The organism is Rhizobium herbae (assembly GCF_017873135.1).
GTDB lineage: Bacteria > Pseudomonadota > Alphaproteobacteria > Rhizobiales > Rhizobiaceae > Pararhizobium > Pararhizobium herbae.
This window is the reverse complement of sequence record NZ_JAGGJV010000005.1, coordinates 1-13497: the sequence shown is the minus strand read 5'-3', so window position 1 is coordinate 13497 and position 13497 is coordinate 1. Positions and strand designations below refer to the sequence as shown.

Annotated in this window: 6 protein-coding genes and 1 pseudogene; 4 read left to right on the top strand and 3 right to left on the bottom strand. The window is 60.1% G+C overall.

From position 1 onward, the window contains the following. Window positions 1-186: 186 nt before the first annotated feature. Window positions 187-5394 carry a hypothetical protein gene (locus J2Z75_RS14185; protein ID WP_209853899.1) on the bottom strand — a complete coding sequence of 1736 codons (5208 nt, stop codon included), beginning with the start codon at window positions 5392-5394 and terminating at the stop codon, window positions 187-189. Here J2Z75_RS14185 and J2Z75_RS14180 point away from each other — a divergent pair. The 3 genes and pseudogenes from J2Z75_RS14180 to J2Z75_RS14170 form a co-directional block, all read left to right on the top strand. Next, window positions 5333-5617 (top strand): annotated as a pseudogene (locus J2Z75_RS14180) (ABC transporter permease subunit); the annotation flags it as partial. The gene J2Z75_RS14185 and the pseudogene J2Z75_RS14180 overlap by 62 nt on opposite strands. An 8-nt stretch (window positions 5618-5625) precedes the next feature. Next, complete coding sequence (locus tag J2Z75_RS14175; protein ID WP_209853417.1) at window positions 5626-6657, top strand: amino acid ABC transporter permease; 1032 nt, start codon at window positions 5626-5628, stop codon at window positions 6655-6657. 46 nt (window positions 6658-6703) lie between these two features. Beyond that, the gene (locus tag J2Z75_RS14170) at window positions 6704-7441 is read left to right on the top strand and encodes an amino acid ABC transporter ATP-binding protein (RefSeq protein WP_209853415.1); all 738 of its coding nucleotides are present in this window, start codon (window positions 6704-6706) and stop codon (window positions 7439-7441) included. Window positions 7442-7879: 438 nt separating this feature from the next. Here the strand turns inward: J2Z75_RS14170 and J2Z75_RS14165 are convergent, their stop codons facing one another. Further along, window positions 7880-10381, bottom strand: a complete 2502-nt coding sequence (locus tag J2Z75_RS14165; protein ID WP_209853413.1) for a CoA transferase — start codon at window positions 10379-10381, stop codon at window positions 7880-7882. Between the two features lie 32 nt (window positions 10382-10413). Then, window positions 10414-12093 carry a GMC family oxidoreductase gene (locus J2Z75_RS14160; RefSeq protein WP_209853412.1) on the bottom strand — a complete coding sequence of 560 codons (1680 nt, stop codon included), beginning with the start codon at window positions 12091-12093 and terminating at the stop codon, window positions 10414-10416. Window positions 12094-12252: 159 nt separating this feature from the next. Here J2Z75_RS14160 and J2Z75_RS14155 point away from each other — a divergent pair, with 159 nt between their 5' ends. Next, window positions 12253-13155: a LysR family transcriptional regulator gene (locus J2Z75_RS14155; RefSeq protein ID WP_209853410.1), complete on the top strand. Its 903-nt coding sequence runs from the start codon at window positions 12253-12255 to the stop codon at window positions 13153-13155. Window positions 13156-13497: the final 342 nt, after the last annotated feature.

Below are 13497 nucleotides of genomic sequence, written 5' to 3'. Positions count from 1 at the left end.
TTAGCGTCCTAGGCGATGGCCAAGGCAGGCTAAAAACAACATTCCCTTCAGTCTACCTTCATCAACAACATGTCCTGCCTGTTGGCTCTTGAAGACTTCGTACCCAGCCAGCGCAGCGGCGGCGCTCTTGTCGCGTCGAGCATGACTAAGCCCATAGCCGACTGACTGCAACAACGCTCAGCACGTCTACTTCAATTCAAGGAACGGCACGCGGGCGCTGAAGCGAGGTCCGGACTCGACGAATGTTGACTTGTCGAACATCGTTTCAATCTTCACTGGTTCCTCGCGATAGGAAGCAGGCATTCGTAGATCGAATTCCTCGAGATATACCACCACCCGCCCGGCCCCAAGCCCCCTCAGCGCGGCCCCCGTCAGGCTGAAGCTCTGCTTCCATGTCATCCCCGGATTATTGTCCAAAGTCGGGGGAGCCATCTCGAGCGGCAGGATGTCGCCGGGCCGCGTTGACTTCCAATCCTCGACCGCGACCGGCAATCGAACGAGCGCGTTGCCCTCCCCGGCCTCGTGGAAAACGCTCGCACGGATTTTCGGAAGGCGCAGGTCCCCAAACGCCTTTTCCGGCGCCCAATCCTTCGGCAACGGGTCCGGTTTTGGCAGCTTGTCAAATTGATATTCCTTGATGCCACTCGAAGCGCGGCCGCTCACCTTCAGCGTCACCCAAATCCCGCCCACGGAGCCGGGCACATCGGGATCTGACTTTACTTTCTCGACACAAACCTCGACCGTCCGCGCAGGTAGAAGCTGAATCTGGACCGAAACGGGCTCTGATGTTTTCAAACTCTCGAGGATGGAATGTTCCTGATACCGAACGAGTCCGAAACGAACAAATGGTTCGGACGCGCGGGTTGCTCGTAAGTCGACGTCGACGTACCATTCCTCGCGGTCGAGATCGAAGCAGGGTTTATAGGTGATCAGCGATACCGGCAGAAACTGTCGCTCCTTGACGGTTTGGGCTGTCGGCGCTTTCGGAATAGGCATCAAAGCGCTCCGTACGAAAACGGGCGCGTGCGGATTGGTGGACACTCCGGTTGAATTGGCAGGCTCTCGCCTCGACGTTTTCTTGTCCTTCGCCGGTCGCAGTTCCGGAACGTCATGGAACGCGTCGGGAGGAATGAAATAGCTTTCCTGGGCCGTGTCATCCTTACGAATAGGGTCTCCGCCCCAGCGGGTGGCGAAGGCCCCTCCCGCGCCGAGATCGCGGTCGTCGAACCCCTCGAGGTTCAATTTCCGGCCGTAGAGGCGCACTACATTGTTTTCAAGCTCGGTCCATTCGAGCGTGTCATAGTGCGGCGGCCAGAGTACGACGCCGAGACGCTCGTCTTCCCCCGAATCGAACCAGCCCCGACCAAGATAGAGCCGCGTTCGGGCATGGCGCTCGACGACGTGCGTGACCGCATCGCTGCCGTTCACCTCCTTCAGATCTCGGGTGAAGACGAACGACGGTTCCGGTCGTCTCACGTCCGGCGCGGCCGGGCGCTTCGTCGAGGGCATCCATACTTCGATGGACGCTGCGGCCCTCATGGCCTGATCTTCTCGCTTCAGCGACTGACGGCGAAATAGCGCCTGTTCCTTGCCCGCCACATAACTCGGAGCCGTCTCAAAGGACGAGGCCCCCCGCGACACGAGCACGAGGTCGAGCTTCAGTTTGCGCGCCAGCGTGTCGGCGAACGTGTAGGGACGCTGCACCTGCAGTTGCTTGATACGGTTAGTCCGGTCCACGCCGCGTTGGGGCAAGGCGACCCACTGTTCGACCTTCGAATTGGCCATCGCCGCGGCAAACAACGGCCAGAGCGATATCTCCGTGCGCCCTTTGTCGGCTGGCTTGAAGATGAGCGATCCGGTTTTTTCCCAATCAACTGTCTTCGGCCGAACGCGGACGATTTTCTTGTACTTGTTTTCGACCTTTTCAGCCTCGAACCGGAACAGGTCGGGACCGATCGCTTTAGTGGACGGAAGATTGGACACCGCCAGCAATGTGACCGGTTCGCGCCGTAGGGTCGCGACGCCTTCGGGATCGACCTTGAACCCGACGACATCGGCGGAGCGTTCGTAGACTTCGCATCCGTCCTCGCGAATACGCGTCGGCCAGCGGCCGGACCGTTTTGAGATCATACTGCGCCCGCGGTCGATCGAGTCGATCTGAAAGCCGTCGGTTCCCACTGCGGTCGCGACGATCTGGAATGCTTCGACGAGATCGAGATCGACTTCGATCGTGCCGTCGAGCCCAAGTTCGATTGCCCCCTCCTCATTGTCGGGCGGAGACACCTTGACCTTTGTCTCTGTGAGGCTCAACGGTCGGATGGCTTTTGTCATCTCCCCGGTTGATGTCCAGACAATGGCATCGGCCGACGGCTTGTTCACGGCATGACAAATTCGTAATGACGCCACCGCCGCGATCTCCTCGATCGGCCAGTCCTCTCGCATCGAATCGATCAGCTTCGAGGCGACGTTGTAGCGGAAACTCTCGTCCGGCACGAGGCCGCCGCCTACACCTGTATGGTCCTTGAGCGTTGCGTCGGCACAAGCGTCGCCAAGCGCAGTTCCGCCCATCGCAATAAGCCGCGCTTTGGAGTCGGGCTCCTTGAATGCGCGCTGCAATTGCATCGCCATCGTCTCGGGTAAGGAAAAACGTTTCTCGAACTCGACTTCGCCGGGCAGGCAACTCACCTCCAACGTGAAGTCCTCGCCCCGACATAGCGCGAGTTCGACGAGTTGCACGCGCGCGCCTTTCTTGCCCTTCGCGGCAGGAATGTTTCCGTCCGCGTCGATCGTGGTCAGCTTGGAAGCCCGGTGTAGATCTTTGATTGTCGCCGAAGGGGGAACACGAACCCGCTTCTCGTGGCGCACAATCTTTACGACCAGCGGCAGAGCGTGGGGATAGGTCGTGCCATCGTACAGCTTCACAGAGATGTGGCCTGCGAGATAACGGTCGCCGTCCCTGACTTTTGCCCGGAGGCAGTACGTTTCGACAGCGGGGTCCGGAAGGTAGCCCACCTGGCCCTCTGTGGTCGTATTCACACCGCTCGGATCGAAGACAGGCGCGCCGCGCTTTCCCGGATCATTGATGATCGTGCGCTGGTAGATCACGCCGTCTGGGTCGAGCGCGTCGAGCCTCGTACTGACGGCGACCGGGAACCCGCTGGGGACGGGATTCAGCTCGCTGTTCGCAACGGATCTACCGTGGTTTTCGCGCGGAGTGTAGGCAACGTCGAGCAGACCTCCCTTGCGGATGTCTGCGGGCTTTTCGGTGTCGAGTTTGCCATGGCGTGTCACTAGGTCGAGCGCGGATTCGGGCGGAACGAAGACCCGAGTGGTCGAGGCAGGCTTGGTCCGATCGCTTCCTTCAACATAGGCCGGCTTGATAATCTCCGGCTTGTAAATGTCGAACAGGTCGGAGCTTTCGCTGTTCCATGACCGGATTATTGCCTCTCCGAGCGGTTCGAACCCCATCGGACCGTGCGGCTTGGAAGCAAGGTGTCGAGGCAGGAGTAGGACCGGGCTGGCGATCGAATCGTGGCGCAGAAAACGGCGCCCGACGCGGGCGCTGGCCCCAGACGGCTGTGTCGGGATGATGGTCTCCTCGTCGCTGACAGCCTCGGGCTCCGGCGAGCCTCCGCCAATGAAGGTCGATCTAAACCGGAAGACATAGGGAACGCCGAACCGGAGCGGAGGCGGACGATACTTCGCCTCGTCCATCGCCCAACCCGGCAAATCGAGCTCGCGCACGAAGGGAAGCGCGCTCGGCGTCGATTTTGTTTCGTCGCCCCCGCGATCGGTGAGCACGCTGACCGGTGTCCCGTCCCAGAGAAAGATCGCCTCTTCTGCAACGGCCTCGTAACTTTGCGTTGCCTCCCCCTCAGCCCTTGGCTTGGGCATGATCCTGGCGGCGACCTGAAACGAGGTTTCCTCGAGAAGACCTTTCGTCTTGCTTTCGAGCCGATCCTCCGTGAGCGCACCCAGAACCGCCTCCACGGCCACGTCGTTCTTGCCGAACCTGTAGTTGACATAGCGGTGCATCAGGCTACGCCAGACTATCTGTCCGCCTTTAACGACGCCAACGTCGAGGCGCCGCCCGATCGTGAGTTCCTCGGCATGGAGGATGCGTACGGCCGCTTGCTCCTTGGTTCGATTGAATTCGGCGAGCGCCATGTCGCGCGCGATCTGCTCCACGCGACCGCGGTCAAGGATCGAAAAGCCACCGGTCTGGTGCGCCTCACCCCTGTCGCGGCCCAGTGTCTTCGACGCGACCGATCGGCGTACGTCGAGCGAGGAAAGCTCGAAGCGCGGTTTTCCGTCGGCCGATGGAATTATCTTCCACAATCCGTCTTTCTGCTCCACCAGATCGGGCAGATACTTCTTGGGCGAATGGCTGTTCTGCGCAGCAAAAACCGAGAGCGGCCAGAAGCCGGTCTCGGTCCTCGCCGCGGCCGTCGCCACCGAAATGCCAGACGCTGCACCGGTCTCGTCCCCGATCGCCAGATGATAGTCACCATTCGGCAAGGCGCCGGCATCGACCTCGAAATCAAATGTCAGGCAGAAAAGGCGAGAGAGGATCGGATCACCTTGGAGCGCAAAGAAGACGCCGCGGATCCTTTGGAAGGCCTCCTCTTCCTTGTCCGAATAAACCGGAAATGGCGCGACCTCGGGCGAAGCGACGACCTCGTCTTCCGTTTCCTCCTTCCCCGGATTCATTTTTTCCTGATCGACGGCTTTGCCGCCGGGGTTCGGCCGACGCTGGAGCCATGCGCCGTAGTCCTGGGTCGCCCGACGCACTTCATGCGCTATTTCCGCGTCGCTCTGATTTTCTTTTCTCACCGGCGGAGCGACGACAATCTCCGCGGGAGGGACAAGCTCCGGCCGCTTCGGCGGCGTCTTGGGGATCTCCTCGTCAGGTATCTCGCCGTTGACGATCTTCCTGATCCGCTCGAATGTCTGGGCGGCGTAGGCGCGCTCCGCCTCGGTAGCCTTGATAACCGAGTCGAACCGCTCCTGCGGGTCAACGATCTCCGCTTCCTCGGCCCCGCGCTCGTCCAGAACGGCGAACGGGCCGGCATACTGCTTGGCGAGCACCCGCGCGGCGCGCACCGTCTCCTCCTCGACGGTAAGGTCGCTCTGGCGTACCGGAACGATCGAACCGACCGTCAGCCTGTCGCCCGATTTGGGCGGCTCGATGGTGATCGACCCATCGGACTTGAGTTTGCCGTAGTTTCCATAGGTCTCGTTGAGCGTATCGCCGGACACGCCATGCTTCTCGCCGGAGACCGACTTCTTGATGTCATCCGCGAGCTTCGTCCAGCTCCCCGGAAGTTCATTTGGCCTGACACCCGGCCAGACGATGAGACATGTCGTCGTTCCGCAGGCGGCCAGAGTGATCATTCCCCCTCTGACCAGCCAGTATCTCAATCTCGTCAAGAACAGTTCGCTGGGCGTTGCGATCGGATATCCGGACTTCGTGTCGATCGGAAACACGACCCTGAACATTACGGGACGGGCCATAGAATGCGTCGCCATCATGATGGCCGTCTATCTGGCGCTGAGCCTGACGATCTCCGCTCTGATGAACATCTACAACAAGAAGATGGCACTTCGCACAAGATGAGGTCGGGTATGCACAACAAAACCAAAGTCTCAGTGGGCAACCGTCTCGTCACCATCCTGGTCGTCGGCGTGGTCGCACTTGCCCTCTATCCGCTATTCCGCTGGGCTGTACTGGATGCCGTTTGGGGAAATCCAGGCCCGGACGCTTGCAACAATGCTTCGGGGGCATGCTGGCCCGTTATCTCGGAGAAAGGCGCGCTGATCATTTTCGGGCGATATCCGGCGGCGGAACTCTGGCGCCCTGCTCTCGCCTCCGCCCTGCTTCTCGGCACAGCCATTGCGACGGCGATGCCGCGTTTCTGGAACAAGGCATTGTTGTTGACCTGGATCGCCGCGCCGCTCGCGTTCCTCACACTGATGGGCGGTGGTGTCCTCGGTCTGCCCAGCGTCCCTTCCAGCCAATGGGGTGGTCTGCCGATCACCATCATGCTGTCGGTGTTCGGCATCGGCTGTGCGTTCCCGCTGGGAATTCTCCTCGCCTGCGGCCGGCTGTCTTCCAAGCCCGTCATCCGCTGGGTTGCCACATCCTATATCGAGGCCGTCAGGGGCGTGCCGCTGATCACGGTCCTGTTCATGGCAACCTTCATTCTTCCACTGTTGTTGCCGTCCGGCTGGAATATCAGTGCGATGGTCCGCGCGCAGGTGGCGATCATTCTGTTTACGGCATCCTATCTCGCCGAAATTGTCAGGGCGGGCATGCAGACCGTTTCAAAGGGGCAGTACGAGGCATGCGAGGCGCTCGGCATCTCCAGGTTCGAAACCTATGTGAAAGTCGTTCTTCCCCAGGCCCTGTCGATGGTCATCGCACCGACGATCAACACGTTCGTCACCGTTCTGAAGGATACATCGCTCGTGGCGATCGTATCGATCAGCGAATTGCTGATGACCGCGCGTCAGGCGCTTGCCGATCCCGTCTGGCGGACGCATTTCATCGAGGTCTATGTGTTCATTGCGGTGATCTACTTCGTCTTCTGCTTTGCCATGGGCAAATGGAGCAAGACCCTTGAGCGTGCCTACATTTTCTCCAAAGGTCGGGAATAGCGACCACGCGTAAGATGTCTCATCATAATCAAAAAGGGGAATAAACATGCTGGAAACGGCGATCACGCTGCGGAACGTGGAAAAGTACTACAGCGATTTCCATGTTCTGAAAGACATCAATCTGACGGTGCGAAACGGCGAAAAGCTCGTCGTTTGCGGCCCATCGGGTTCGGGCAAGTCCACGATGATCCGTTGCATCAATCATCTGGAGGAGCATCAGGCGGGAAGCATCCACGTTCTCGGTGTCGAACTGAACGATGATGTGCGAAACATCGCCCGGATCCGTCAGTCGGTCGGCATGGTCTTCCAGCAATTCAACCTGTTTCCGCATCTGACGGTGCTGGAGAATTGCACCCTGGCGCAAACACTCGTGTCCCGCAAGCCTCAGGACGAGGCGGAATCCGTTGCCATGGAATTGCTGACACGCGTGCGGATCGCCGATCAGGCCAGAAAATACCCAGGCCAGCTTTCGGGCGGCCAGCAGCAGCGCGTCGCAATTGCGCGAAGTCTCTCGATGCGCCCGAAGATTATGCTTTTCGATGAGCCAACATCTGCGCTCGATCCAGAGATGGTCAAGGAAGTGCTCGAGGTCATGGGAGAACTCGCATCAGATGGAATGACGATGGTCTGTGTCACGCATGAAATGGCATTCGCACGCTCCGTAGCCGATCGCGTCATTTTCATGGATCACGGCCGGATCGTTGAGGAAAACACGCCCGCAGAGTTCTTTGATCATCCTTCTGAACCGAGGCTCCGAGATTTTCTGTCTCAGGTCCTGCATTGAAGCGCGTGATGTCAGGCTGGTCACGGCCGGTGCGATTTTTGCTCGGTAATATTGCGCCTTTGATGTGAATGTCGAGAATATGCTCGACAAGGACAAAGTCGGCACCCGCTATGCACTCGTCGGCATCCGCACCCTTATCGAGCGGCACGCCGCTTGCCGTCCACCGCTGGCGCTATCAAGCCGTCCAGCTCTGTCGCTAGTGATGTCTGCTTTCGGGCGGCGGCTAAGTTGGTCTCTACGGCCGCCATCGGGGCGCGAAGCGGAAATGATTTCCGCTCTGGCCTGGTGACGAGTAATGAGGCCGTCACCGGCATGTCCGCTTCTGGCGCGAAATAGTTGGAAGCGGTCGTGCCACCCCGATGTGCCCACGTCTGTCATCGGGCCATAGCGGCCGCGCTCTAGCTCTTGGGTAACGACAAACGCGCTTGAAGATAAAGCTCAACTCGGAAGGTATTCTCCACTCCAGCTTTCACTGATCGTTCGACCAGTGATGAGTTCATCGACGGCAGCTTCGGTCAGGCCAAGAGCCTTGACGACTTCTCGGGTCGACGCGCCATACTTTTCGGCGGGCGGTCGCGCATAGATTACGCCCTGGACGGGCCGGACCGCATGAGGGTCGAGATGTGTCACCGTGTGCCCACTGGGGTGATCGGCATAGACGGAGAAGGAATAGCTGCCTCGATCGGTGCCGGGCGTGCCGTCGGCCGGACGAGAGGTCGCGGCACGGATCGCCTCGATGTTGTCGCAGATCGCGGCTCCGATGCCCGCCGTTTGAAAGCGCTCCATCCATAGTTTCGCCGGAGCCGTCGCGATAATCGCGCTCAGGACTTCGACGCGTTCGCGCTCGGCGATCGCGGCTATCCCCTCCAGACTCTCGACGTCTTTGAAACGCGGCAGGTCCTTCTCCGAGGCGGCGATCACGATCCAACAATCCTCGGCCCTATAGAGGCGATGAAGCGCATGGTATCCGCGGGCAGCAGGGCCCGACGGCTCGTCGAAGGGTGCGCGGCCGTGGTAATCAAAGCAGAACGGCATCTGCGCCAGCCCGCTCAAGGCCGAAAGGGAAGTTCGTGCACGGCCCACCTTGCCAGTCATTTGCTTCTGGTAGAGCGCGGCGGCCACGCCGAGCGCTGCACCGAAGCCACACATCACGTCGATCGTGCCGACGTGGGCATGCTCCTCAGGCGTCTTCATGGAGCCTCCGAACCGGAGCATGATGCCGGTCGCCGCCTGGACGAGGTCGTCGTAGCCAAGGTAGTTGGTTCGCGGCCCCTTCCGCACGCCGCCGAAGCAATCCAACTGGCAGAAGATGGCATCGGGATTGATTTCCTTCAGGCCTTCTGCGTCGAGACCCTTCGACTGCACCTGGCGGTCGGTCGCATTCCAGACGACGACGTCGACGGAGCGGACAAGTTGCTCGAACAGCTTCCTTCCATCCGGCGAGCCGATGTCGAGCAGCACCGACTTCTTGCCGCGCATATGGGTCATTCCGAAGATGACTGTGTTCCAGCAGTCAAACAGTGGTGTCGCCGGATCGATCTTGATGACCTCGGCTCCGAAACGGGAGAGATACGATACCGAATGCGGGCCGGCGATGACGTTGCAGAGGTCGAGAACCCTGATCCCGTCCAGCCAACCTGACGTCTTCTCGCTCGCTGCGGCACTCTTCGGAAGCGAGGAGCCCATCGCCCGCAAAGTCGACAGGGCCCCGTCGAAGTCGGCCTTCCGTCGGGGTGTCGGAGCCAGCATGGCTTCGCCGCTTTCCTCGAGCCAGACCATCGGCCCAGGCTGGATCATTCGACCGTAGATGGGATCGTCCACCTCGATCATCAGACCCGCCATATCGGCATGGTCGTCGCTGATCCATTCCTGCAGCCAGCGGTGCGGCGCGCCGGGAAACTGCCCCTTGCCGAAAATGCGTTCCCATTCCTTCGCCGTCCGGGTCAGGAAGACGGCCTTCATCCGCTCGGAAATCTTGTCCGCCCAGAATTTAGGGAGTGGATAGACGCCGAGCGAGACGTCCGATGACCATTCCGAAGCCGGGAGATAAGTATCCGGCTCTTCCCGAAGGCCCTCGGCAACGAGCTCGCCGTAGATGCCGAGCGTCTGCAGGCAGCGTTTGGCATGGAATTTATGGCTCGGGCAGACGACGTAGAAGCTGCGGCCGTCCTTGCATGGATAGCTGCGGTAGAAGGGATCGAGGAATGCCTGGAGGTCGTCATATGTGACGTCCATCGGCAACCCTTCGCCGCGGCGTCTCTCAATCTCCTGTTCGCGTTGCGTCTGATAACGCAGAGGATAGTCGTCTATCTTGATCGAATTATAGCAAAGTCCCTCCATGACGGCGCTGGCGAGAGGGACTTCGATCTGATCGCCAAGGCCCGTCTTCGCGCGGGCCTGGAGGGCGAGCGCCGCAGCAGACACGGCCAGCATCGTGCCATAGGCAGAGGCGAGCGGCAGCGGCGAGAAGGATGGGTTCACCCCCATCAGCACCCGGTTCAGTCCCATGTCCGTGAACACGCCGGAGGACGCGGCGATGACGGATTCGAAAGCCCTCCATTCGCGGCGCAGTTCGTCATTGGAAGCGAATCCGGGGATGGATACCGTGATGAGTTCCGGACGTGTCTGCCGCAGCGCGGCGAAGTCGATGCCAAGGCGCTTCATGACACCGGGGCGGAAGTTCTCGATGACGATGTCGGCTTCGGCGATCAGCGCCAAGGCCTCGGTCCGGCCTCCGTCGGTTTTCAGGTCGAGTTCGACAAGCAGTTTGTTGCGGTTCAGCGTCGCATTGGCCGGGCTGTCCCAAAGAGGGCCTTCGGGCGGGTCAATGTGAATGACGGTCGCGCCGAGATCGCCGAGGATCATGGCGACAGCCGGACCCGCGATGTACTGCCCGAAGTCGACGACCTTGACCCCATGGAAAGGAAGAGCTTCACGCATTGTCGTATTCTCCCAGAAATGTGTTTTGGGGTTCAGACCACGGCGACGTGGCACGCATCCTCGATGATCATCCCGGCTGCCTTCTCGGCGATCATGAGGGTCGGCGAGTTGGTGTTGCCGCTGACGATAGTCGGCATGACGCTGGCATCGACAACGCGAAGGCCGCCGATCCCGCGCACCCGCAGGCGACTGTCGACCACGGCCATGGGGTCGGCGTCCGATCCCATCTTGGCAGTGCCCGCAGGGTGGAAAATGGTATTGGCGATGTCGCCTGCGAGCTTCACCAGTTCGTCGTCTGTCTGGAATTGGGGACCCGGCTTCCATTCCTCCGGCTCGTACTTGCGCAGAGCAGGCTGGATGGCGATTTTGCGGACCTGTCTCAAACTGTCCACCGCGACCTTTCGGTCCTCCGCCGTCGCCAGATAGTTGGGGGCGATCATCGGTGCGTCCTCCATCCGGCCGGAGCGGATTTTGACACTGCCGCGGCTGGTCGGATTGAGATTGCACACGCTCGCGGTCAATGCCGGAAAGTCGTGCAGGGGTTCGCCGAAGGCATCGAGGCTGAGAGGTTGGACGTGGTATTCGAGATTGGCATGGGCCTGGCTTGGGTCGGATCGGGTGAAGGCGCCCAATTGCGACGGCGACATGCTCATCGGTCCGGTACGCTTCATCGCATATTCGAGACCGATCATCGCCTTCCCGATCATTGAGTTCGCGATCGTGTTGAGCGTGCGTGCGCCCTTGAGTTTGTAGACAGCCCGGATTTGCAGGTGATCCTGGAGGTTCTCACCGACACCAGGCAGGTCAACCGCGATGTCGATGCCATGCTTTTGCAGGAGAGCGGCCGGGCCGATGCCCGACATTTGAAGAACTTGAGGCGATCCGACGGCACCTGCGGACAAGATGACCTCGCGGCGAGCCGAAAATTCAACCCGGCGACCGGCGTGGTGCAGGATCACTCCCTTGCAGACCTTGCCGCCATTCGGATTGGTGCCGATCACCAGCTTTTCGACCTGGGCCTCCGTCAAGATCGTCAGGTTCTTGCGGGCTCTAGCCGGGCGCAGGAACGCCTTCGACGCATTCCAGCGCCAACCGGAGCGCTGGTTCACCTCGAAATAGCCGACACCCTCGTTGTCGCCGCTGTTGAAGTCGTCGGTTCGGGGAAATCCCGCTTGGCCTGCCGCCTCGGCGAAGGCCTCGAGCACGTCCCAACGGAGCCTTTGCTTCTCGATGCGCCATTCACCGCCATGACCATGCATGTCCGAGAAGTGGCTGTTGTCGCCCGTCTCTGGGTCGGCTCCGCCGTCCATCCTATAATGGTCTTCGTGCGCCTTGAATTTTGGCAACACCGCGTTCCAGGACCAACTGTCGTCTCCAGTCGCCGTCGCCCAGGCGTCGTAATCGCGGGCCTGTCCGCGCATGTAGATCATGCCGTTGATCGACGAACATCCTCCGAGGGTCTTGCCGCGCGGATATCGAAGCGACCTGCCGTTGAGGCCGGGGTCCGCTTCGGTTTTGTAAAGCCAGTCGGTCCTTGGGTTGCCGATGCAGTACAAGTAGCCCACGGGAATATGAATCCAGGGGTAGTTGTCTTTCCTGCCGGCCTCGAGCAGCAGGACACGGATGGTGGGATCGCGGCTCAGACGATTGGCCAGTAGGCAGCCTGCCGTTCCAGCACCGATGACGATGTAATCGAATAAATCCTCAGGCATACCAAGCAAATCCAGATTTCCACCGCAGAAGAAGCGGTCTCCTCGATGCCAAAATCTGCCACGAAACGGACGATTCAGATATGGCGTAAAATATCATGTCGCCATTACTTTTTTCGATGGTAAGGATATGGTCCGACTACCTTCGCACTAGGAACGTTTATGCGTGATCTGCCTCCGCTCAAGGCGCTTCGGGTATTCGAGGCATGTATTCGGTTGGGAACGTTCACAGCCGCAGCGAGAGAGTTGAACGTCGGTCAGCCCGCAATCAGCCATCAGATACACGCGCTCGAGAATGACCTCGGCCTCACGCTGTTCGAGAGGAATGGCGGGGTCACCACGCCTACCGCCGATGCTCTCGCTTACCATGCAAGGATTGCATCCGCCCTTGCCGATATCGCGACCGCTACCCGATCATTGCGGGAGCGGGCGAATGGACCCAGCCTGACGCTTGGCACCTATCCGGGCTTGGCGATGTTCTGGCTGATGCCGAAACTTGCGAACCTACAAAACAGAGATGGTGGTCTCTCAGTAAGGGTGGTTACCGCCGACCGCGACCAGCATATTTCAATGGACAGCGTCGACTGCGCAATCCTCTTCGGTGACGGTCATTGGAGCGGGATGGAGGCCAGGTTACTGATCCCGGAAGCCGTGGTCCCGATTGCAGCCCCCTCCGTCGCGACCAAGCTCGTTTCTCTGTCGATAGGGGACATGTTCATGCAGGGGCCCCTGATCCATCTCGACGACCCGGAGAGGCGATGGTTTAACTGGAATGATTGGAAATCGCGCCGCGCTCCCCACGCAACTCGCACTGCACCAGGCATCGAGGTGTCCAATCACGGCATTGCCATCCATGAGGCTCTGTTAGGGCACGGGATCGCTCTGGGATGGCGGGGCGTCATCGACGATCTGGTGTCAAGCGGCCTGCTTGTCGAACTTGACCACGAGCCGCTGACCTCTGAGCGGGGCTACTACCTCGTCGGGCCAGAAAAATTCATGAAGTCCCATCTCGGCAGTGAACTGCTGGCCGCACTCTCCGCCAAGGCTATTCCAATCGTGGCATGACGGCAGTGGCCCTGCACCATCTACGAATTTCGGTGCAACTCGGGCCAGAGGCCAGGGTCTGCCACCGGTCAACGTTTGTCTCGTACTTGGCGCGCGAAAGACATGACGCTCCCGCATCGCTATGCCCGATTTCGGTAAAGAGAGATGAGAGCCGATACGACCGATATGGTGGCGCGTTCCGGACGTGACCGCTCGAATAGCAGACTGACTGCTTCCGGGAACTAAAGCGGGTGTGAGAACGACCGGCATGGTGGAGGGTTTCGGGTGCCGTCAGGCGTACGAAAGCCTTTCATGCAGGAACCCGCGGTCTGCACTTGCTGAGCTATGGGGTTTTCTGGATTG